This is a genomic window from Vibrio sp. (genome assembly GCF_048266485.1).
Taxonomy (GTDB): domain Bacteria; phylum Pseudomonadota; class Gammaproteobacteria; order Enterobacterales; family Vibrionaceae; genus Vibrio.
Map to the genome: position 1 here is coordinate 694,234 of NZ_JBLWZK010000001.1, position 23,288 is coordinate 717,521.

22 protein-coding genes and 1 tRNA gene are annotated in these 23,288 nt (G+C 40.6%); 7 read left to right on the plus strand and 16 right to left on the minus strand.

The features are described from left to right. Positions 1-138: 138 nt before the first annotated feature. The 5 genes from ACN0T8_RS03130 to ACN0T8_RS03150 form a co-directional block, all read right to left on the minus strand. Positions 139-1,077 (minus strand): hypothetical protein, encoded by a 939-nt coding sequence (locus ACN0T8_RS03130; RefSeq protein WP_417879193.1) that lies wholly within the window; start codon positions 1,075-1,077, stop codon positions 139-141. A gap of 207 nt (positions 1,078-1,284) precedes the next feature. Beyond that, the gene (locus ACN0T8_RS03135) at positions 1,285-2,553 is read right to left on the minus strand and encodes a VapE domain-containing protein (protein WP_417879194.1); all 1,269 of its coding nucleotides are present in this window, start codon (positions 2,551-2,553) and stop codon (positions 1,285-1,287) included. A gap of 26 nt (positions 2,554-2,579) precedes the next feature. Next, positions 2,580-2,795, minus strand: coding sequence for a helix-turn-helix domain-containing protein (locus ACN0T8_RS03140; RefSeq protein WP_017026015.1), 216 nt, complete (start codon positions 2,793-2,795; stop codon positions 2,580-2,582). Between the two features lie 160 nt (positions 2,796-2,955). Continuing rightward, entirely contained in the window at positions 2,956-3,684 is a 729-nt protein-coding gene (locus ACN0T8_RS03145; RefSeq protein ID WP_417879195.1) for a hypothetical protein, read from the minus strand. 250 nt (positions 3,685-3,934) lie between these two features. Beyond that, positions 3,935-4,011 (minus strand) — tRNA-Arg (locus ACN0T8_RS03150). Positions 4,012-4,256: 245 nt separating this feature from the next. On the opposite strand from ACN0T8_RS03150, the gene folD reads away from it, so the two are divergent. After that, on the plus strand, positions 4,257-5,111 hold the full coding sequence (gene folD, locus ACN0T8_RS03155; RefSeq protein ID WP_417879196.1) for a bifunctional methylenetetrahydrofolate dehydrogenase/methenyltetrahydrofolate cyclohydrolase FolD: 855 nt from the start codon (positions 4,257-4,259) through the stop codon (positions 5,109-5,111). Between the two features lie 76 nt (positions 5,112-5,187). On the opposite strand, the gene ACN0T8_RS03160 is transcribed toward folD, so the two are convergent. Together ACN0T8_RS03160 and ACN0T8_RS03165 are read right to left on the minus strand one after the other, a co-directional pair. Further along, complete coding sequence (locus ACN0T8_RS03160) at positions 5,188-6,147, minus strand: lytic murein transglycosylase (RefSeq protein ID WP_417879492.1); 960 nt, start codon at positions 6,145-6,147, stop codon at positions 5,188-5,190. Positions 6,148-6,227: 80 nt separating this feature from the next. Continuing rightward, entirely contained in the window at positions 6,228-6,500 is a 273-nt protein-coding gene (locus ACN0T8_RS03165; protein ID WP_417879197.1) for a YcgL domain-containing protein, read from the minus strand. Between the two features lie 268 nt (positions 6,501-6,768). Between ACN0T8_RS03165 and minC the strand changes: the two genes are divergently transcribed. From minC to minE, 3 genes are all read left to right on the plus strand, one after another. Continuing rightward, positions 6,769-7,431 carry a septum site-determining protein MinC gene (gene minC / locus ACN0T8_RS03170; RefSeq protein WP_417879493.1) on the plus strand — a complete coding sequence of 221 codons (663 nt, stop codon included), beginning with the start codon at positions 6,769-6,771 and terminating at the stop codon, positions 7,429-7,431. Between the two features lie 90 nt (positions 7,432-7,521). Then, the gene (gene minD / locus ACN0T8_RS03175) at positions 7,522-8,334 is read left to right on the plus strand and encodes a septum site-determining protein MinD (protein WP_417879198.1); all 813 of its coding nucleotides are present in this window, start codon (positions 7,522-7,524) and stop codon (positions 8,332-8,334) included. A gap of 1 nt (position 8,335) precedes the next feature. Then, entirely contained in the window at positions 8,336-8,596 is a 261-nt protein-coding gene (minE, locus tag ACN0T8_RS03180) for a cell division topological specificity factor MinE (protein ID WP_086982809.1), read from the plus strand. Positions 8,597-8,778: 182 nt separating this feature from the next. Here the strand turns inward: minE and rnd are convergent, their stop codons facing one another. From rnd to ACN0T8_RS03210, 6 genes are all read right to left on the minus strand, one after another. Continuing rightward, positions 8,779-9,897 (minus strand): ribonuclease D, encoded by a 1,119-nt coding sequence (gene rnd, locus ACN0T8_RS03185; RefSeq protein ID WP_417879199.1) that lies wholly within the window; start codon positions 9,895-9,897, stop codon positions 8,779-8,781. A 70-nt stretch (positions 9,898-9,967) separates the two neighbouring features. Next, positions 9,968-11,677, minus strand: a complete 1,710-nt coding sequence (fadD, locus tag ACN0T8_RS03190; protein WP_417879200.1) for a long-chain-fatty-acid--CoA ligase FadD — start codon at positions 11,675-11,677, stop codon at positions 9,968-9,970. 230 nt (positions 11,678-11,907) lie between these two features. Then, complete coding sequence (locus ACN0T8_RS03195) at positions 11,908-12,798, minus strand: alpha/beta fold hydrolase (RefSeq protein WP_417879201.1); 891 nt, start codon at positions 12,796-12,798, stop codon at positions 11,908-11,910. A 12-nt stretch (positions 12,799-12,810) separates the two neighbouring features. Further along, positions 12,811-13,356, minus strand: a complete 546-nt coding sequence (locus ACN0T8_RS03200; protein WP_417879202.1) for a Slp family lipoprotein — start codon at positions 13,354-13,356, stop codon at positions 12,811-12,813. Between the two features lie 93 nt (positions 13,357-13,449). After that, entirely contained in the window at positions 13,450-14,166 is a 717-nt protein-coding gene (gene tsaB / locus ACN0T8_RS03205) for a tRNA (adenosine(37)-N6)-threonylcarbamoyltransferase complex dimerization subunit type 1 TsaB (RefSeq protein WP_417879203.1), read from the minus strand. 12 nt (positions 14,167-14,178) lie between these two features. Beyond that, positions 14,179-16,143: an ATP-dependent DNA helicase gene (locus ACN0T8_RS03210; RefSeq protein WP_417879204.1), complete on the minus strand. Its 1,965-nt coding sequence runs from the start codon at positions 16,141-16,143 to the stop codon at positions 14,179-14,181. Between the two features lie 256 nt (positions 16,144-16,399). Between ACN0T8_RS03210 and purU the strand changes: the two genes are divergently transcribed. After that, positions 16,400-17,242 (plus strand): formyltetrahydrofolate deformylase, encoded by an 843-nt coding sequence (gene purU, locus ACN0T8_RS03215; protein WP_417879494.1) that lies wholly within the window; start codon positions 16,400-16,402, stop codon positions 17,240-17,242. A gap of 71 nt (positions 17,243-17,313) precedes the next feature. Here the strand turns inward: purU and ACN0T8_RS03220 are convergent, their stop codons facing one another. Next, a complete protein-coding gene (locus tag ACN0T8_RS03220; protein ID WP_417879205.1) occupies positions 17,314-17,919 on the minus strand; it encodes a VOC family protein in 606 nt (201 codons plus the stop codon). A gap of 282 nt (positions 17,920-18,201) precedes the next feature. On the opposite strand from ACN0T8_RS03220, the gene argS reads away from it, so the two are divergent. Both argS and ACN0T8_RS03230 read left to right on the plus strand, forming a co-directional pair. Continuing rightward, positions 18,202-19,935, plus strand: coding sequence for an arginine--tRNA ligase (gene argS, locus ACN0T8_RS03225; RefSeq protein ID WP_417879206.1), 1,734 nt, complete (start codon positions 18,202-18,204; stop codon positions 19,933-19,935). 290 nt (positions 19,936-20,225) lie between these two features. Further along, positions 20,226-20,657 (plus strand): HIT domain-containing protein, encoded by a 432-nt coding sequence (locus ACN0T8_RS03230; protein ID WP_417879495.1) that lies wholly within the window; start codon positions 20,226-20,228, stop codon positions 20,655-20,657. 83 nt (positions 20,658-20,740) lie between these two features. Here ACN0T8_RS03230 and feoB read toward each other — a convergent pair whose 3' ends face one another. Further along, entirely contained in the window at positions 20,741-23,029 is a 2,289-nt protein-coding gene (feoB, locus tag ACN0T8_RS03235; protein ID WP_417879207.1) for a Fe(2+) transporter permease subunit FeoB, read from the minus strand. Next, positions 23,026-23,256: a FeoA family protein gene (locus tag ACN0T8_RS03240; protein ID WP_417879208.1), complete on the minus strand. Its 231-nt coding sequence runs from the start codon at positions 23,254-23,256 to the stop codon at positions 23,026-23,028. The genes feoB and ACN0T8_RS03240 overlap by 4 nt, the downstream gene beginning before the upstream one ends. Positions 23,257-23,288 lie beyond the last annotated feature (32 nt).

Consider the following 23,288-nt stretch of genomic DNA (forward strand, 5'->3'; position numbering starts at 1 on the left):
ATATAATAACATACAAGTTTTGATTCGCATTGTGATTACAACAAGGTAAATCCCACTTGACTCACAGTTGAAGATATACAAATAAAAGTGATTCGGACTTTTTATCAGATAACGATCAAAATAAGCGATATTCCCTAATTACCTACCATATTCAATTCCTGACAAATAACACTTCGGACAACTATTCGTCTCACCATAACTGACATACCAAGCATAGTCGCAACGAGGACAATAACGATTACCATTTTTTTCTCTATTCTTAATCATCTCCTCAAGAACGCTATTTTGTTGTCCTACATTTGAGACGGATTTTGTAGGCTCCATTACTTGCTCTATGCCAACTTGATTAACTTTATTTTGTTCAAATTTTTCAAACTTAGAAACTCTCTCCTCAAGTTCCTCAATTGCCCACTTTTCCTTTGATTGCTCTCTAGGGTGATAAAGCCATTCTCTATCGCCTTCACACAAAACATACTTAACTATTTCATCTTGAAAAGATGCCCCAGCCTTAAAAACAAACTCTCTATAGCTCTCGGTTAAATCTTCAAGATCAATCCCTAATACGCCATAATTCTTGTGCTTTTCTATCTCGGGATATGGGCGACTTGGATAAGTGAAAAATATCCCTATCTTAACCCCTTTCACCTCGGCAACTATATCCATCTCAATGCTATCTAATGGAGCTTCTATTTGATAATTTTCTAAATTAAGCTTTTGTTTTTCGGTAACTACTATTGGGATTTTTAGGTGTCTATACTCTTGTTGCTCAGGCTCATAAGTTTGCTTTAAACGTGGTAATAGCCATTCATCACTTTGTTTTTCAGAAAAAATCTGTTTGATGACTAGGCGAGCTGCAACATAAAATGAATATTTACATTCAACCTTTTCATCAATATCTTCATCCACATTCTTATTGTGAGCAAAGTGATGAACGCGTTCAGAGTTACCTTTTCGAGCAACCAGTGATTGACCACAACTAGGACAAGTGCAATTGCACGCCTTACCACTGACAACTTGGGTAATATCTACTAACCGACCATTTTGTTCCGCAAAAGGTATTAATACCGACTTTCCCATGATCCACCTAAGCCAACTCCATATATTGATAAAATACAATATGTTGATTATCAGTTCCCTTACGCCTGATAAATTTTGAGAGTGATATCAGCTTTGCGTTTATACAAATATCCATATTTCCATTAACCTGTTTAACCAATAACTAAAATGGTTAAACAGGTTAATGACTTAAAACAAAACAGCCTTGCGACATGGCAAGGCTGTTGTTCATAAAGGTGCAACAGTTGGGATTTTATAGAAGGTTTTATTTGCCCTACCCCGCTTGCCTTCGATTAGGTTATCTTCAAACAATTTCTTAAGGGCTTTACCAATGGTTCTCACTTGGCTTTTAGTTATATCGCAATAGCTACATACATCGGTTGCCGTCATCCATTCAAAGTCTCGGTTTTCCATTTCTACATCGATAAACTTATCGTATAAAACTTCATACCAATTGCCTTTGAAATCGTGCGCTTTGTTTACCTCGGCTACTCTGGCTCTTTCGGCATCGGTTAGCTCCCACGACTCACCATTCGCATACTTAAACCGAATCTCTAACCAAAACTGCTTAAGTTTTTCGGTTTCGATTTGGTTTAATCGCCCGTTGTTATATTGCCAACCTAATATTCGGTTAATTTCATCTAGGTTTATTTGGTTTAACAGCTCAATAACTGCGTATCGGCTTGAACCTGTATCATCCCGTAAAAATTCGGTTCCGTTTACGGTTGCAATGTAAACGGTTTGCCTTTTCTTTTTGATATCAGACCGACCATAAGGCGGCCTAACCGTATCGACTTCTCTGGTTAAAAAAGCTTTCAATGCGCCTTGGTTATTTTTTGAGGTTCGTTCTAACTCTCCTAGCTCAACAATCACGCTTCGAATGCAGGTTAAAACCGAATCTTTATTATCAGGATTAAGCTCTGCCCCTTCGAGAAACGAACCTGTAAACACATCGGCAAACCGCTTTATAAAGGCGGTTTTTCTAAATGACTGCCCACCTTGCAGCACTGGTACTAATTTTGAGCTAAATCTCGGTTCATAAACCGCAGCGACAACCGAAATAAAAAACTTAGTCATCACTATTTCGGCTAACTCCGGATCTTTACTGTTCATTGCGGCAATAACAGGGTTAACCCTTTCAATACCATCCCATTCACTATGGTTTAAATATTGCTTAAAAGGATGATATTCGTTGTTCTCTGCTAACGCTGTTAAATGATCATCAATCGTTGATTTAGGTAAGCCAGCTTTTAAACATTCACTTAAAAGCATACTGCGCTTTCTTTCAAAACTGATATCTAAAGGTGAGCCATCTTTCAATAGTTCAATTTCATTATTCATTTGGTTAACAGAAGGCGTTATTCCTAATGATTTGGTTAAAACAGCAAAGTTATCAAGTGTGCTGATCGGTTTGCCATTCAACGCTAAATCAGGGAAATAACATTGCGACTGTACGTTTGGTTTCAGTTCGAAAACTTGTTCACTCATTTCCATCATTATCTATCTCCATCTTTACCTATGAATTAAGCGGTATGAGTGAAAATTCGACCTTCAATAAAGGTATCGAGATCTTTTAAGGTGTAATAAACCTTACGACCTACTTTGATGAAAGGTAAATGATAACGGCCAGTGCTCGCCCAAACGGCTAACGTGCCTTCTGTTACTCCTAGATATTCCGCCGCCTTTTTACGGTTAAGTTTGTTACCAAAGCGACCTAAGTTAATGTTTGTATTTTCCATGTTTAATCTTCCTTAATAGTGTTATCCCGAATTGGATGAAACAAAATTAAGATCTATGGCGCTTACAGACAATCAATTGAGGGGTACGGGTTTTTATAATCAGCATATCTAATATTATCCGTAGCCCTTATATAATAAGGAATGGTTTAGGTACGGATGTTCAATTTCGCTGTTTTTTCAGCTTATTGATTTGCTCGGTTAACGTGGATTTTTCAAGATTAGGAAAGGTCGTTTTTTGTGTGGTTACTTTTGGCTTTTCACCATTAATCGATTTATAAGTAATGGTCACTTCTAACTCATTCTCAGGCTGATTTGAGTCTAAAGCATCACCTAGCACTACCGACTTACCTTGGTAATAACGTTTGTAGTTGGTATAAACCCGATTCGCGGCTTTTTCTGAATAGCTGCCTTCTAAGCAGACGGTAAGAAATAGAATAAACTCACTAGAGCGAGAAAGCTTAATCTCTTTCGACCAATCCTTCCAAAGCTTAGTTAACACTTCATAACGGTGATAATTGCGGCTTTCTGGCGTTGTCACGTTTAAAGACTGGTTTCCAGTATGCAAATCACTCTCGAATACATAAACGCCCTTCTGACGCTCAATAAACGCTTTTAATTGTTTTTGAATACTCTCAACTGGTTTGTCATCTAACGGGTAGCTATCGTTCAAAAGATCGGCCATTTCAAAATAAGAACGGGGATCTTTCTCTTGAACGTCATCGAGTAGGCTTTGAACTTTACCGAGTAATTGAATTGCAGTCTTAATTGATTTTAATTCAGGAGTAGCAGGAACTTGTTTAAGCAGACTTTCGCACTCTTCAACTTGAAGAACGGATAAACCTAAACTTTTCAATTCATGCTGTTGAGATTTAGATAAAAACTTCGCCATATCAATCATTGCTATATTCCAAGTGATAACAACAAATTACCGAATAATGATGGTGTTGAGTAATGATCAGGCTAGATTTGCGAAAAGGTACTCATTTGTTATAGCTATTGTGGAATTAACAAAGATTTTTTAGGATGGGTACGTTCGTATGATTATTTAACGAAACTTAATTTGAGCGGCACGGCATAGGCACGGTAGAAAAAGAAAAAGCCTCGTAATTTTATGATTTACAAGGCTTTTCTTTGAATAATGGCACGCCCTACAGGATTCGAACCTGTGACCACCTGCTTAGAAGGCAGGTGCTCTATCCAGCTGAGCTAAGGGCGCTTTGAGTGGGGAATTATACGAGATGAATGCGTTAGGTCAATGGCTTTATGGTTGATTATGGCTTAAGTGCTGAAAAAAAAGGCATTGTTCATTTCTGCCAATTGTTAGAATGAGTTTCCCTTTTGTGAAAAATGAAAATAAACCTCATTAGCAAACGTTTGCGTTATGGATATTGATCACATTATTTGCGACAATACGCCGCGTTGTCTACTGCTGCTAGTCTAATGAGGATAGTAAGGAAAACCATGACTGCTCAAATTATTGATGGAAAGTTAATATCTCAAACCGTTCGTTCGGAAGTAAAAGCTCGTGTCCAGGCTCGTGTTGAAGCGGGTTTACGTGCTCCAGGTCTTGCTGTGGTACTAGTCGGCAGCGATCCAGCTTCGCAAGTGTATGTGGGAAGTAAGCGTCGCGCTTGTGAAGAAGTTGGCTTTGTTTCTAAATCTTATGATTTACCGACTACCACCACAGAAGCTGAGTTACTTGAAATAGTTGAGCAACTTAACAATGATCCTGAAATTGATGGTATCCTTGTTCAACTGCCTCTGCCTGCTGGCATTGATAGCACCAAAGTTTTAGAAACTATCCATCCTGAAAAAGATGTCGATGGTTTCCACCCATACAACGTAGGCCGTTTATCTCAACGTATTCCTAAACTACGTTCTTGCACCCCAAAAGGTATTATCACTCTACTAGAACGTTACAATATTGATACTCGCGGCAAACATGCTGTTGTGGTTGGCGCTTCAAATATCGTTGGTCGTCCAATGACGCTTGAATTATTGCTAGCGGGTTGCACTACCACTACCTGTCATCGCTTTACTAAAGATCTTGAAGGCCATGTTCGCCAAGCGGATCTACTGGTTGTAGCGGTAGGTAAACCAAACTTTATTCCAGGTGCTTGGATTAAAAAAGGCGCGATTGTGATCGATGTCGGTATCAACCGCATGGAAAACGGCAAACTGATTGGCGATGTGGAATACGATGTTGCAAAAGACAATGCCAGCCATATTACGCCTGTCCCAGGTGGTGTTGGCCCTATGACGGTAGCAAGCCTAATTGAAAACACTATGTATGCGTGTGAGAACTACACCAAATAAGCAAACATATAATGAATAAAAAATACCCCAGCTCATGATGATGAACTGGGGTATTTTATTTTGATATAATTTTTCTTTACTCAACAATCTTATCGGCCAAAGTACTTACAGCCAATGCAAAATAATATGAACGATTCCAATGCATTAGTACATTATAATTGTTGTATACTAAGTAGCTTCGACCCGCTTCATCATCCGGCATGATCAACCATGCTTTAATGTCTTCGTTTAACTTAGGTAATGGCGAGCCATCTAAGTTAGTAATGCCTAATTTTTGCCATTCTTGTAAGTATTTACCCTTTTCAGAATCACGGCCTTGTAGGTCAGAATCGATACCATGTGGCACTTGAATCTGACGTCCCCATGTATATTTATCATCCCAACCTTCGGTTTTTAGATAGTTGGCAGTCGAGGCAAACACATCAGCAGTAGTCGTCCAGATATCTTTTTTACCATCGTTATTCCCATCTTGCGCATAAGCTAAGAACGAAGTAGGCATAAACTGACATTGACCCATCGCACCCGCCCATGAGCCTTTCATATCTTCCGCGCTAATATGGCCTTCATCGATAATTTGTAGAGCCGCCATAGTTTGCTTACGGAATAACGCCTCACGACGTCCATCAAAGGCTAAGGTAGATAAAGCACCGACCACATTATGATTACCGGTATAACGGCCAAAATTACTTTCTACGCCCCATAGCGCGACAATAAAGCGTGGTTGCACACCGTAAGTTTCACCAATACGCTTCAGGTCATCGAAATGCTCATGATACAAACCCTTTGCTTGTTTGATTTTCCAAACAGGCACTGCGCGGGGAATATACTCATCGAGCGTCAGTTTCTTCTCAGGTTGATTATTATCCGCTTTCACTGAATGTGGCTTAAAAACTACATCTTTAAACGCTGCTTGAATCGTTGCGTCGGTAATGCCGTTCTCTTTTGCTTCTTGTTTTAATGTCTCAAGGTAAGCATTAAATTTCATTTCTTGCGTAGCAGTATCATCCACCGTCGCCGCTACTTCAGTGGTAGCCATCGCCGAAAAGCTCACTAAACCGGCTAACAATATTGCGGAAATGCTGAGTGGCTTGATATTCATACCTATCCTTTTTTATTTTACTGCTCTGATTTACGAGCTTTATATTCATCCAATAAATTCACTGGCGGTGGTGGCAATTGTAGAAAATAGCCATCATCTTTTAGTGATTGTTTTACTTTCTCAATATCCACTAAAGCAAGCTTACGACCTTCCATTTTCATTACCATTACAAAAGTTGGCTTACCAAACATTTCAAGTAGAGTACTTGGCACATCTGAAAAATCATCTTTTTTCAGAATGTAGAGGTACATGCCTTCTTTCTTGCTGCTTTTATAAACAAAACACAACATAGTGGATCCTTTTTTAATGCTTATTGTCTATATCCAAATAACCTAAAGTACGGGGTTGAGCATATACTAATCAAACACCGATATCACAACGACTTTCACTTGGATTTAGCCTCATTTTTTATCATTATGACAGGCAATTAACCTAATGATACTTTAAATAGACTATAACATTGTCAGTCTTGATATAGTTACTGTTTCCAATGCTCATTTTAGCATTTTCAGTAATGACTATTTTTTCGTGCATTCAACACTCAGAGTAATCATGTCTATGGCGACCAAACCAAATTTAAAAGGCAGTAGTTTTGCTTTATCTGTTCTTCATATCACCGAAGATAATGTCGAAGATAGCTTACAATTTTTATATAACAAAGTTGAACAAGCTCCTGCATTTTTCACCCATGCCCCATTGGTGGTCAATATTGAGAAAGCACCACAACTTGACATAGATTTCACCCGATTACGTCAAGGTATTGTGAAAGCTGGAATGGTACCCGTCGGCGTGACAGGTAGCCAAAGTAACGTAGTTAAAAACCATGCTGCTGACGCTGGTTTTGCTGTGATGTCGACCAGTAAATCAGGTTACGAAGCTCCAGCAGAAATGGTACCAACCAAAGTCATTAGAACGCCTATTCGTTCAGGACAACAGGTCTATGCTAAAGATGGTGATCTCGTGATCTTAAATCATGTCAGTGCCGGAGCCGAAGTGATTGCTGATGGCAGCATCCATATCCATGGGACTTGTCGAGGAAAAGTAATGGCTGGGGCCAGTGGCCAAAAAGGCGCGATGATTTTATGCGATGATCTACAAGCAGAATTAGTCTCCATTGCTGGCCACTATTATTTAAGTGACCAAATCGTACCGGAACATTGGCAGCAAAAAATGCTCGTCACACTACAAGATGAACAATTAAATTTCGATAAAATCAAATAAAAATAACTGTTTATCTATATAAAAATTAAGCATTTGATGTGAAAATAGCATCAAACACTCAGTCTAAGATTCAACATAAAGGGAAATGAAATGGCACGTACTATCGTCGTGACGTCTGGTAAAGGGGGTGTAGGCAAAACTACATCTAGCGCAGCGATTGCCTCCGGTCTTGCATTAAGAGGAAAGAAAACCGCTGTTATCGATTTTGATATTGGTTTACGTAACCTCGACCTTATTATGGGATGTGAGCGTCGTGTGGTTTACGATTTTGTTAATGTTATCAATGGTGAAGCGACACTTAATCAAGCGCTCATCAAAGACAAACGTTGTGATAACCTTTACATTCTTCCAGCCTCACAAACCCGTGATAAAGATGCTTTGACACATCTAGGTGTAAAACGTGTATTGACTGAATTACATGATATGGGTTTTGATTTCATTATCTGTGACTCTCCTGCGGGCATCGAACAAGGTGCATTAATGTCTTTGTACTTTGCTGATGAAGCCGTGATCACCACCAACCCTGAAGTGTCTTCTGTGCGTGATTCTGACCGTATCCTAGGCTTGTTAGATTCTAAATCACTACGTGCCGAGCAAGGTTTAGAGCCAGTGAAGCAGCACCTTTTACTCACTCGTTATAATCCAGGACGTGTTAATGCTGGTGAAATGCTGAGTGTGACTGATGTAGAAGATATTTTGCACATCCCTTTACTTGGCGTGATACCGGAAAGCCAAGCGGTATTGAATGCGTCAAACAAAGGTGTGCCAGTTATTCACGATAATGAATCAGATGCGGGCCTTGCTTATAGTGACGCAGTTGACCGACTACTGGGTGAAGAAAAAGAATTTCGCTTCCTAACCGAAGAGAAGAAAGGCATCTTTAAACGTTTATTTGGAGGCTAACATGTCATTACTGCAATTCTTCCGACCGAAGAAAAAAGATACCGCTAACCTTGCCAAAGAACGTTTACAAATCATTGTTGCTGAGCGTCGTAATCAAGGTAGTGCCAATCCTTCTTACCTTCCTCAGCTAAAAGAAGATATTCTGCAAGTATTGAGCAAATACGTTTCAGTTGATCCTTCAATGGTTAACGTCAGCCTAGAGCAAGGCGATGATGATCTTTCGGTGCTAGAGTTGAATATTCAATTGCCGGAAAAAGATTAACAGCCGAATCTTATTTCTCGAGTCTCGTTTCTCGAAAAAGAAAACCCACTTCACCATAAATGAAGTGGGTTTTATTCTTTTTGGGTTAACTTCTTTTGGCTAACAAAGTCGCTCAGGTTGCTCCTTATCACATGACTTTCAACATCAAAGCCGAGATACGAGCGACGAAACCCGAGCCGCCGCTAACTCATCTTTTTATCCAACGCCTCACCCACTATCTCCTTACGCCAACCTTGCATGACATCCGGTAGTTGCTCTGGATTACGATCTTTATTCCATACCCAAGAAATAAATTGGTTAAGCTGCTTTTTCGATGCCAGGAACTCGGTAGCTAGGCCCGATGATTCTGACGCCAATTTCACTTCATCTTTTAACACTTTGAATAATTGCTTATAGGCAGGATTATCCATTAAACGCGTGATCTTAGCAGGCCATTCGCTTTCTGGTGTTGCTTGGCCTTGCTTCACCATGGCAATCAAAGTATTACCATGACGACGAACTTCACGATGGTCAAAGCCTGCTTCATTCATCTCTTTTAAGCTGGTCATTTCATTGCGACACACTTCCACCATATTGGCTTCTTTCACAATAAAATTTAACGCCAAATCTCGTTTTTGTGCTTCTAACAAACGCCACTGAGCAATGATTTTTAAGATGGCTAATTGTTGCGGCTTTAATATCCACGCGCCTTTCACCGATAAATACGCTTGCTCAGGTTTCACTTGCTTCAATCGCTTTTCAACCAGTAGTTGTGATTCTTGTTTCACCGCGTCTAACCAGCCTTTGGCTTCTACTTGTTCTAGCAACTGTTGATACAGTGGCAATAAGTAGAAAACATCCGCAGCGGCGTAATCAAGTTGTTTATCGGTTAATGGGCGTGCTAACCAATCCGCGCGTGATTCACTCTTATCAAGCTCAACGCCTAGGTAGTCATTCACTAACGTGGCAAAGCCTGTTGATAGACCATAACCTAAAAAGGCAGCCATCAATTGAGTATCAATCATTGGAGTTGGCGTGCAACCAAACACATGCTGAAAGACTTCTAAATCTTCACCACAAGCATGCAAAATCTTGGTCACTGAGGTATCACTCAGTAACTCAGAGAAAGCCTGCATATCATCAATCTCAAGCGGATCAATCAATACCAGTCGCTCGCCGTCATACAGCTGAATAAGCCCAAGTTGTGGGTGATAAGTACGTGTTCGTACAAATTCAGTATCAAGCATCACAACACTAGCTAAACGTGCTTTTTGGCATACCTCTGTAAGTTGTTGGCTATCTTTAATGGTGGTGTAATTCACGTCAATCCTTAAATGAAATGCCAGAACGTAATGTCTGGCATTTGAGGGTATATTTCAAAAGCAAAAGAAATTACGCCGTTGCTTCTGGCGAGGCTTTGCTTTTCGATAAGTTAGCAATATTTTCTTCTCTTAGCTCACGTCGTAAGATTTTACCAACATTGCTCTTAGGAAGTTCTTCACGAAATTCAACTACTTTCGGAATTTTATAACCGGTTAAGTGTTCTCGGCAGTGGGCAATAAGCTCTTCTTTGGTTAAGCTGTTGTCATTCTTCACTACGTAAATCTTAACGATTTCTCCTGAAGTATCATGTGGTTGTCCAATCGCTGCCACTTCTAATACTTTACTATGTAGCGCAACCACATCTTCAATTTCATTCGGATAAACATTGAAGCCTGACACTAAGATCATATCTTTCTTACGATCTACAATGTACATAAAACCTTCGTCATCAAAGCGTACGATATCGCCGGTTGATAACCAACCATCTTGCGTGATCACTTCTTTGCTGGCTTCCGCACGGTTCCAGTAGCCTTCCATCACTTGAGGGCCACGCACTTGCAGCTCACCAGTTTGATCGAAGCCGAGCACCTTACCTTCATCATCAATAATACGGACTTCGGTCGATGGCATCGCAAGACCAATTGAACCATTGTATTCTTTTAAATCATACGGGTAGGCGGCAACCAAAGGAGAACACTCAGTCAAGCCGTAACCTTCTAATAAGTAACATTTAGTAATGTTAATCCACTTATCTGCCACTGCGCGTTGAACCGCCATACCACCACCGACAGATAAACGTAAGTGGCTAAAATCAAGCTCTTTAAAGTCTTCATTATTGACTAACGCATTAAATAATGTATTCACCCCTGTAATGGCAGTAAATGGTACTTTTTTCAGCTCTTTAACGAAAGTTGGAATGTCTCGTGGGTTGGTAATCAGTAAGTTAGCGCCACCAATTTCCATAAATAATAAACAGTTAATGGTAAGAGCAAATACATGATAAAGCGGTAGTGCGGTCACAACCGTTTCACGACCATCACACAATAAAGAACCGTAAGCACCTTTGGCTTGCAGTACATTCGCCACCATATTGCGATGTGTTAAAATCGCCCCTTTTGCCACACCAGTCGTGCCACCAGTGTATTGTAAGAACGCAATATCATCCCCTTCAAGGAAAGGTTTGACGTATTGTAGACGGCGACCTTTATACAACGCTTTACGAAATGAGATAGCGCCCGGCAAATGATATTTAGGTACTAAGCCTTTAACGTATTTAACAATAAAATCAACCGCAGTACCTTTCACTTTCGGCAGCATTTGACCAAGACTAGTTAAAATAACGTGTTTGATTGGCGTATTGTCCACCGCTTTTTCTAAGGTGTGAGCAAAGTTAGACACAATCACAATCGCTTTAACATCGGCATCATTTAACTGATGCTCTAACTCACGCGGGGTATAAAGTGGATTAACGTTAACCGCAATCATACCAGCACGTAAAATGCCAAATAAAGCAATTGGGTATTGCAATACGTTCGGCATCATCAAAGCAACGCGGTCGCCTTTTTTCAATTTCAAATCATTTTGTAAGTAGGCGGCAAAAGCACGGCTACGCTCTTCTAACTTACGGAAAGTCATTACTGAGCCCATATTCATAAACGCTGGCTGATCGGCAAACTTTTGCACCGATTGCTCAAACATTTCAATTAATGAGCTGTATTGGTCTGGGTTAATAGTTTCTGGAACGTTCTCTGGGTAACGCTTTAACCACGGTTTTTCCACGGTACTTTCCTTTATTCTGTATTACATGTAGTTTCAATACTTACATTATGAATAAACTACTATGCATTTTTATTATAAATTTGATTTCACAAAGTCATGCTTATACCCAAGTAACTTCAAGGTACAGAATTCAGAGCGATCATCCAGACCTTTAGGCAAGGAAAATTAGCGAAGGAATGTAGGCACCTTGAAGTTACTTGGGTATATAGTAACGACAATCACTTTTCAGGTTAATTATTTAAATCACACTTTCCGTTGTTTTTGGCTACAAAAGTGGCGATCAAGTCACTAACTTGCGTAAAAGATTCAATATGGCAATGATGTCCACCTTGTACGATCACTTCATGGCAATGCTTTAAAGCCATCTTTCTCATCACCGCACCGGTAAATTGTGGGAAACCATTGTCCCCGAAAATCAATAAATTTGGACATTCGATCGCCTGTAAATAAACCAAACTTTGCGCTTCCGTCATGCGATAAATTGACTGACATTTTAGCTTTGCATCATAACGCCAATACCAATGCCCATCGTCAAGATAAGTGCCTCTTTCGATTAAAGGCTTTAATTGTTTATCCGTTAGCTGGTTGGCATGCATCCGATGTAAACAGGCATCATGTTGCGACTTATAACGTCGAATGGGTTTAGCCTGGATGCGTTGTCGACTCAATACTCCTTTACGCAGGCGATCAACGCTACTTTCAGCCGATTCACTCAGCGGCCCCAAACCTTCAATTTGAATAAGCCCCTGCACTTTGTCAGGAAAGGCCGCACTATAGCAACTTGCAATTAAAGCACCAAGAGAATGACCGATTAAAATACATTTATTTGGGGCGATATTCATTAATAGATCGTGAATATCGGTGATGTAGTCGTGAAATGGATAAAAACTATCCGAACTTCTATGTTGAGATAAACCATGTCCAGCTAAATCAATAGACAATAAATGCCAATTTTTTTGTTGTGCGATGGGAATTAAGGTTTCCCAAATTGGCGTAAAACTGGCTGCGTTATCCAACCAACCGTGCAAAAACAAAAGAGTCACACTGGCGTGACTCTCTTGTCCAAATTCAAGACCGGATAATCGCAAATGAGATAACTGAATCTCTCTTTCTCGCAACATAATTTTGATGCCCTATTTCACTTCTTGGATCACTCTAGCCCGAGTTGGCCCATAATTATGGCAAAAAGTAGAACCTCGTAAACAACCTCTCATCCACCAATCATCATTTTCAATATACGTTGATTTTTCGATAGTCCACAAACGTTGACCATTGGCTTTTAATGTCGGGAAAGTATAAGAATATTCACCAACTTTCCCTTTTTCTGGTTCTGTACTGTGTCCGACGACAGTGATCAAGCGTCCTGGTTTATAATTGACCGGCTCCAAGAAACCATCAACATAGGCGACAAAACGTCCTTTCGGCTCACTTTCTAAGCTCGGCTTACCATTTGAAGAAATTGGCAAATTTACTATTTCAATTCGAGTTTGATCTGAAAGATTAGTAACTTTCGTTATGATGCCACCTAAGCGAACTTCAACCGATTTATCTGGATTAGAATTAACCCATTGTTGATAATCAGTAATTGGCTGTTCTGAGGTCGCTTCTAGCTCAGGAGGCAAAGAAGAACATGCAGATAATCCAATAAGAATTAAAAACAACAAACCATACTTTTTCATGCTTTTACTCCTTATTGATAATAGGCGTGTAATTACGAATATTTCCTATGACTGTAATAAACCCGCTCTAGTTCCACAGCAAATTATGGGAAATTATTCGCGACCTGGCAGTTTTTTCCACGTCACTTTATCGCGTAGATAGGTTGGGCTCGCTTGTTCAGCGTCAACTGTATTGCCTTTTTTCCATTCAAATTGTGCTAGCACGGCAATATCTTGCGCTTCAGGATACAAAACTTCACCTTTTGTCATCGATAAAGGTAGGTTCACTAATGACTCTTCATACGCATCCCAACCAGTGCCGGCTTGACTCCAAACGCCTTCTTTCGATGTTAGATGTTCAGCCAGTTCTTGTGGCGGGATCACGCATTCTAATTGGCCATCTGGTAGCGCGACAGCTTGCCATTCACCATTGGTTTGACGTTGATATTGACCCCAATAGATTTCACTCATACGTGCATCAATCGCCGCCACAACATTTTCAGACTGCTGGGTACGGTAGGTTGCTTGCGCCATCGCGGTTAATGTAGAAATACCAATCATTGGCAACTCAGCACCAAAGGCTAAACCTTGCGCAATACCGATACCAATACGCACGCCGGTAAAACTACCCGGACCACGACCAAAGGCTAGCGCATCAAGATCTTGTAGTGTGACACCGCCTTCTTTTAATACTTCATCGACCATTGGCAGTATTTTTTTAGTGTGATCACGAGGTGCCACCTCGCTGCGTGCGATGATGCGATCATCAATCATTAAGGCAACAGAACAATTTTCTGTTGATGTATCTAAGGCTAGGATTTTTGCGCTCATTAAGGCCTCAAGCTAGTTGTTGTCTATCATGACTGAGCATGATTGAGATAAGAATTCCGATACTTTATTTAAATCCCGAGTTCGTGGGATTGGCGGTAGGCTCTGTAAGAAGATCCCACCATACTCACGTGTTACTAAACGATTATCACAAATGATTAGCACACCTTTATCTTTTTGATCTCGAATCAAACGACCTACTCCTTGCTTTAAAGTAATCACCGCATCCGGCAATTGTACTTCGGCAAAGGCATCACCTTGTTTGAGTCGGCAATCTTCAATTCGCGCTTTAAGCAATGGATCATCTGGAGCAGTAAAAGGTAGTTTGTCGATGATAACACAGCTTAACGCGTCGCCTCTAACATCTATCCCCTCCCAGAAAGCGCCAGTGGCGACTAAAACTGCATTACCATGTTCGATAAATTCATTCAGCAGTTTTTGCTTACTGGTTTCACCTTGTACGAGTACCGGTAAATCAAGTTGCTCACGAAATAAATCCGCCAAACGACGCATCATTTGGTGAGAGGTACATAAAAAGAAACAGCGTCCATTATTCGCTTCAATCACCGGCCCTAGCATTTGAGCCAATTTTTCTGCCATGCCGACACTGTTCGGTTCTGGTAAATATCGAGGTACGCACAATAGCGCTTGAGATTGATAATCAAACGGACTCGGCAGAGTAAATTGTTGAGCTGGTTCAATACCTAATCGTTCAGTAAAATGTTTAAAGTCATCACGCACCGCAAGAGTTGCTGAAGTAAAAATCCAACTGCCCTGCTTGGTAGCGATTTGTTCTTTAAACTTATCCGATACCGAGAGCGGCGTAATGTGCAACACAAAGTGGCGTGGGCTGCATTCAAACCAATAGGAATAGCCGGTAATTGAAGTATCACACACCCGAGTGAGACGGCTTTTAATCATGTGAGTACGCTCATAGGCCGCATCTAATAACTCACTACGCCCTAGTGCGATTTTTAAAACTTCTAGTGCTAAATCTAGCGCTTCATGTAACCGTTCAATTTCACGCATTACCGCTTGAGATTTGATCGCTTCTCGCCAATTACCGCGAATACTTTTACCGGAGGAATTGGAGCCTTGATAGTTGATATCACCAAGAATGATCCGTAAATCCATAAAGGTTTGCACGAGCTTAGTGGCAATTTTTTGCAACTGACGCATATCTTTCGCTTCGGTGCGGTAACCTATTTCAATATCTTTAGCCAGTTCTTGAATTTGGCGACTTGAAATCGATTGTCCGAAATATTGGCTGGCAATATCAGGTAATTGGTGGGCTTCATCAAAGATAAATACGTCAGCGTCAGGAATTAACTCACCAAAGCCGGTTTCTTTTATTGCTAGATCAGCCAAGAATAAATGGTGGTTAACCACGACTAGATCGGAATCCATCGCCTTTTTTCGTGCTTTCAACACAAAGCAATCTTGATAACTTGGGCATTCTTTCCCCAGACAATTATCGTTGGTTGAGGTGATATTGCTAATAATTGGTGAATCTTCAGCTATCGCTTCACAATCTCCCAAATCGCCAGTTTTACTTTCAGATGACCAAGAGCGCACCTTGACTAATTGCGATAACAACTCCGGATCCGCTTCATTAGTATGACTTTCAATTAATTGACGACTTAATCGGTCTAAGCACAGGTAGTTGGAGCGACCTTTTAATAACGAAACATGGCCAGTAAAACCTAGTGCATTCACCATTAATGGTAAATCTCGGTGGAATAATTGCTCTTGCAGGTTTTTCGACCCCGTACTGATGATGACTTTTTTGCCACTCAATAACGCAGGAACTAGATAGGCAAAGGTTTTACCGGTTCCAGTTCCGGCTTCAACCACCAGTTGCTGATCGTTTTTAATCGCTTGATGTACCGCTTCGGCCATATCTATCTGAGGCTGACGCGGCTGAAACCCTGGAATGGCTTTACCTAGAGCGCCAGAAGAAGAAAATGTTTTTGAAATCATCAGATATCATTGCCTGAAACGTTAAAGCGAGAGTGCAATTATGGCAGTTTTAATGAAGCAGTGGAATGATGTTCTCAAACTCAAGTTATAATGAAGCGAACCAACCAAGTATTAAATACGCTTGCTAAATGATTTACAGATCGTTAGATTGTTGAATCACTTTTGATTGCGACCTTCAGCTCTCATGCTTATTTGGTAAGTTTATCGATTGGCACTTTTTATGTCGCCATTCGATTTTGTCACTTTGGATTTTGGTATGGAAAAATTGGAAAGAAAAACGCTGCTGACTCATTGCAGCGATGAACGTGGATTGATTGCTAAAATCACCAACATCTGTTTTAAACACCAGCTAAACATTATTCACAATAATGAATTTGTAGATAATGTTAGCGGTCACTTTTTCATGAGAACTGAGCTTGAAGGGACGTTTAATGATGAAGCGTTACTTGCAGATTTAGATCTAGCTTTACCAGCAAGCAGCAAACGCTCGCTAATCAGCTCATCACGCAAAAAAATCGTCATCATGGTGACCAAAGAAGCCCATTGCCTTGGTGATATTTTGATGAAAGCCTACGATGGTAGCTTAGATGTTGAAATTGTCGCAGTGGTGGGTAACTACGATAAATTACAAACCTTAACCGAGCGTTTTGATATTCCTTATCACCACATTTCACATGAAGGTTTAAGCCGTGAAGAGCATGAAGAAAAAATGCTTGAGGTGATCAAAAGCTATGATCCACGTTACGTGGTATTAGCAAAATACATGCGAGTTTTAACGCCTAACTTTGTGGCACAATTCCCGCATAAAATCATTAATATTCACCATAGCTTCTTACCAGCCTTTATTGGTGCAAAACCCTACCAGCAAGCGTTTGATCGCGGCGTAAAAATCATTGGGGCAACTGCGCACTTCGTAACTAATGACTTAGATGAAGGTCCAATCATTAAGCAAGATGTGATCCCAGTGGATCATAACTTCAGTGCAGCAGATATGGCTCAAGCAGGTCGTGATGTTGAGAAGAATGTCTTGAGTAAGGCATTAAATAAAGTGGTGAATGACCATGTGTTTGTTTATGGTAACAAGACTGTGATTTTATAAATTCAGAATAAAAAATAGGGGCGCTCAGTTTTTCGCTGAGCGCCCCTGTTTATTTTCAAAAGGTTAAAAACTTACGCTTGTTCACTCGCTATCACTTCTTTTAACGTATGTGGATGTAGCTTAATACACACACCATTTTTCTTGAAAGCCACGGTCGGGTTTGCCAAACGCTCGCCTTCACCTTGTGGGCTAGATAATTTCACCTTGATTCCTTTTTCACCCAAGCTATCCCAATTGGCTTCTAATTGTGGAAATACGGCTTTTACCTCTTCGGCAAATTGCGGTGCAGTTTGCGCGGAACTAGGCACAACAAACTCCACGTGCTCCCAGCCTTCATTCGGATAAGTTTTATCACTTGGATAAGGAAGCTCTAGACATTCAATACTATGGTTTTCAATCTGTAACGGCTGAGAAAATTCAATCACAATAATTGGGCGGCCGTTAATCATCGTATTGGAAATTTGTTTGCCCTGAGTTAGCCACTCTTGGTGGGCATTTTGGGCCACATCCAGCGCATTGATTCGCATCGCAACATGATCAGCTATAAGGGGTTGAGTATCGATTCCCAACTCATCTGCCAAGGTTAAAATATCTCGCCAGAAACGAGGTAGATCCGCTAGCAAAGTTTTCGGGAATAATGAGTGAGGCGATAAAGAAGTTGGTGCTGAGGCAGTCATCGTCGTGGATATCCAAAATATGAAATTATAGCGGAAGTGTATCTGAAATATTTCGGCAACCAAAGCAATTGAAATAGCCAATACACTCAAGTGAAGTGAGTATAAAGCGATGGTTTAAGCGTTAGTACGAATAAATCCAATAAAATCACTTTAAATTGCAGATTAGGTTTTTCATGTCCCCGTAAATATTGGTATCATAGATCACATTTTCTAATTAAAAATTTTGACTGGTTGTCGACCAACAGTACAACCACTCTTACAGCTACTACATAGGAAGCACACGTGAATATTGCAGCCCTCATTAATGACAAAGTATCGAAAGCTCTCGAAGCCGCTGGCGCACCCGCTGGAAGCCCTGCAGCAGTTCGACAATCAGCCAAAGCACAATTTGGTGATTACCAAGCAAACGGTGTTATGGGTGTAGCAAAAAAATTGGGAATGAACCCTCGTGAGTTTGCGCAAAAAGTGATTGATGTTTTAGACCTAGACGGTATCGCGATCAAAGCTGAAATTGCTGGCCCAGGTTTCATTAACATTTTCCTCGACCCTGCTTTCTTAGCCAAACAAGCTTCTGCTGCACTATCAGATGAGCGTTTAGGCGTTGCCACTCAAGAACAACAAACCATCGTTGCCGATTACTCTGCGCCAAACGTTGCTAAAGAAATGCACGTTGGTCACCTACGTTCAACCATCATCGGTGATGCAGTAGTTCGTACTCTTGAGTTTTTAGGCCACAAAGTCATTCGCGCCAACCACATTGGTGACTGGGGTACGCAATTTGGTATGTTGATTGCCAACCTTGAGCGTGTCGAAAAAGAACAAGGCGAAGTGTCAATGGAACTGGCCGATCTTGAAGGCTTCTACCGCGAATCGAAAAAATTATACGATGAAGATGAAGCGTTTGCAGAACGTGCTCGTGGCTACGTAGTAAAACTACAAGGCGGTGATGAGCATTGCGCGAAAATGTGGAAGAAATTGGTCGATGTCACCATGATCCAAAACCAGCGTAACTATGATCGTCTCAATGTTTCTCTATCTCGTGATAACGTGATGGGTGAAAGCATGTACAACGATATGTTGCCAGCTATCGTCGCTGACCTAAAAGCTCAAGGCCTAGCGGTTGAAGATGATGGCGCGCAAGTCGTCTTCCTAAATGAGTACAAAAACAAAGATGGCGAACCTATGGGTGTTATCGTGCAAAAACGTGATGGTGGTTACCTATACACCACGACCGACATTGCTTGTGCGAAATATCGTTATGAAACACTAGGTGCGGATCGCGTACTGTACTTCATCGATTCACGTCAGCATCAGCATCTAATGCAAGCTTGGACTATCGTGCATAAAGCTGGTTATGTTCCTGAGTCTGTCTCTCTTGAGCACCATGCTTTCGGTATGATGCTAGGTAAAGATGGCCGTCCATTCAAAACGCGCGCTGGTGGTACCGTTCGTTTGGCTGATCTTCTTGATGAAGCGACCGAACGTGCACAAAAGCTAATTGAAGATAAAAACCCAGAGCTTTCGACAGAAGAAAAAGCCAATATTGCGAATACTGTTGCAATGGCAGCAGTAAAATACTCAGACCTTTCTAAGCACCGTACCACCGATTACATCTTCGATTGGGACAACATGCTAGCGTTCGAAGGTAACACAGCTCCTTACATGCAATATGCTTACACTCGTGTCGCGTCTATCTTTGCTAAAGCTGGCATCGATATGAATAGCCTATCAGGTGATATCATGGTAGGTGATGATAAAGAAACAGCACTGATTTCTAAACTTCTTCAATTTGATGAAGCCGTGACATCAGTTGCTCGTGAAGGTCAACCTCACCTAATGTGTAGCTACCTATTTGAGCTAGCAGGTCAGTTCTCTAGTTTCTATGAAGCTTGCCCTATCTTGAGCGTTGAAGATGAAGCTGTGAAACAAAGCCGCTTGAAACTGGCTGCTCTAACGGCTAAGACCATCAAACAAGGTCTTGACCTACTAGGAATTGAAACCTTAGAGCGCATGTAATCAATACGCGTTAGTTATCTATAAATTATCCCCTTGAGTAATCGAGGGGATATTTTTATCCATTTGGTGATATGCTTTTCTCATACTAATACCAATCAAATTCATTAGGTGATCAGAAATTGCGAAGGAAAAAGCCTTGAGGACAAGGCATAAATTTTCGATAAGTAGTTGCTCTACAATCAACTTCTTTACAAACGAAAAGGATAATGCAGTTATCGAGGCCTTTAACAAACGAGAATGATCAGATAATTAATGCGATTGGTATAAATCCAACAACAATATGAAGGTTAATCATGAGCTTTACACTGCACCCACAATTGCAAAAAGACACGGATGTAATCGGTGAATTCCCTCTGTGTTTGGCGTTACTGCATAAAGAAAATATCGGACCTTGGGTGATCTTAGTGCCTAAAATTGACGGCCTTCAAGAGTTGCATCATTTGCCGATGGAACAACAGCAACAATTTCTAGTTGAATCTCAAACGGTATTTGAAAACCTAGAAACGTTATTTAACCCTAAGAAGCTCAATTTAGGCGCACTCGGAAACATGGTGCCGCAATTGCATATTCATCATATTGCGCGTTTTGAAACTGATGTCGCTTGGCCAGGCCCGGTTTGGGGAAATACCGAAGGGAAACAACGTTCGGTACAAGAAACTGAAACCTTAATTCAAACTCTTGCCGATGCCTTTAAGAATCAATTCCCGCAATTTAGCCGCTAAGCTGATACCAATAAAAAGATTGGCCTCCATAAAAAAGGCTCAGAACCTTCACATTCTGAGCCTTTCTGCTATTCACCAGTCAACTAGTTAATGTTAACCACATCAATTCGTAGTGCTTGTTCTTTTTGACCTATCTGCTTTAAGCGAATATAAACCATCACAAAAGCAATGAGCATCAAACCAATCCACAAGCTGCTCGATAATGGATGTACAGTAAAGCTAGTCGCTTGATAATAAATGACCGCAGAAGCATAAGCTAAGAACATAGTCCACAAGCCAATAAAGCGAGCAAACTTAGGCCCAAATTCACGAACATATGCCCCCATTGCTGCGACACATGGTGTGTATAGCAATATAAACAATAAGTAAGCAAAGGCAGCACCACCCGTTACAAAATAGGCTTGTAAATTACCAAAGATACCTGAGCTTACGCCTTGCTCTTCTGCGGCAGCACTTGAATCACCTAAATCGCCAACTTCAATACCAAGAGGATCACTAAAGCTTAAGCCTGCAAGGTTGTCAGGGATGGTTTGTAGCGCTTCTTTAAGGCTATCCACTAAGTTAAATTCTGTGTCTTCTTCTTGTGGATCTGAATATAGATTATTCAATGTTCCTACTACCGCTTCTTTAGCAAAAATGCCGGTAATAATACCAACCGTCGCTGGCCAGTTATTTTGATCTACCCCCATAGGTGCAAATACAGGTGTAACCACTTGTGCTGCTTTCGATAACACAGAATTCTGGCTATCTTCATTACCAAACGAACCATCCGTGCCGAGTGAATTAAAGAAACTTAATACTGCAACTACGAAAACAATCGTCTTACCTGCACCAAGTACGAAACGTTTTAATTTCTGCCATGTTTTAATAATCACATTACGCACCGTTGGGATTTCGTAATCTGAGATTTCCATGATGAAACTACTGCTATTACCTGGATAAAGCGTTTTCTTAAGTAGCATACCGGTAAATACCGCCGCCAAAATACCAAGTAAATAAAGAGCAAACACTACATTTTGGCCACTATGTGGAAAGAATGCTGCCGCAAATAGCGTATAAACTGGTAATCGAGCCCCACAAGACATAAATGGAGCCATTGCCGCCGATAACTTACGCTCACGCTCTTGGTCCATGGTACGAGTTGCCATAATCGCTGGCACATTACAACCAAATCCCAAAATCAATGGCACAAACGCTTTACCCGGCAAGCCAATTTTTTGCATCACTTTATCTAATACGAAAGCTGCACGAGACATATAGCCAGAGCTTTCCAGTAACGATAAAAACAAGTACAAACAAGCAATCACGGGAATAAACGTAGCAACCGTTTGAATACCCCCACCAATACCATCAGCAATAACCGTAACTAACCAAACCGGTAGATGTCCATCAAGTAAGTAATGCCCGCCATCAACCAATATTGCCCCAACACCGATATCGAAAAAATCGATAAAAGCACTACCAATATTGATAGAAAACATAAACATTAAATACATAACAAAAAAGAAAAATGGAATGCCAAACCATTTATTCAAAACAACCTGATCAATTTTTTGAGTGACGTTTTTACTTAAGGCAGAGTCAAGAATGCGAACTTGCTTACACACTTCATGTAGATAACTATATTTGGTATTCGTGATGGCTAGATCGATATCAAAATCTGCCGCTAACCTTTCTGATAAGGCTTTATGTAGTTCTAGATCATGTTCAGAAAGATGAGATAATATTAAACCATCTTGCTCTAACGCACGAATAGACATAGCACGAGGAGAAACGATACGCTCAGCAGGCCATAGCGGGTTTAATTCAGCAATCGCTGATTCAATTTGATAACCGTAATCAAGATGCAGGCTTTCAAGCTCAATAGGCGTTTGAGATAGTTTATGAATGTCATCTTTAAATTTGGTAACTTGTTGCATATTGATCGCAGAAAGAATATAAACCGGACAACCAAGTTCTTTCGATAGCGCCTCAACATCAATTTCTTGGTGTTCACGGTGCAATGCATCAAGCTTATTGAGCACTACGATCATTGGACGACCTAATTCACGCAATTGCAGAGTCATATATAAGCTGCGTTCAAGGCTAGTGGCGTCCACTACATTAATAATAAGATCAGCTTGCATAGCCGAAACAGCTGAAGAGGCAATCGACTCATCAATACTATTGGCATCATTGGCACTATCTAATGAATAAATACCCGGCAAATCAGTTAAGTTAAATTCTTTTTGCTTATGGTTAAAATAACCCGTTTTTTTCTCAACAGTAACACCAGCCCAGTTACCAACATGTTGCTTAGCACCTGTTAAGCCATTAAATAATGTTGTTTTACCACTATTTGGGTTACCAACGGTTAAAATATTAAAGCTCATTGGCCCACCTCAATTTCAATGTCTTCGGCTACTTTATTCCTTATAGCTAAAGACACTCCGCGCACTTCAACTTGTAATGGATCACCTAAAGGGGCTTTACGAATTAAAGTCACTGGAGTATTTGGCAACATACCCATGATCATTAGCTTTTTTCTAATATCATTTGGTAGTGCGTTTAAATGCACAATATTGGCACTTTGACCCATTTTCAATTCATTTAACTTCATATCGTAACAAAACCCTTAATGAGAACCATTTG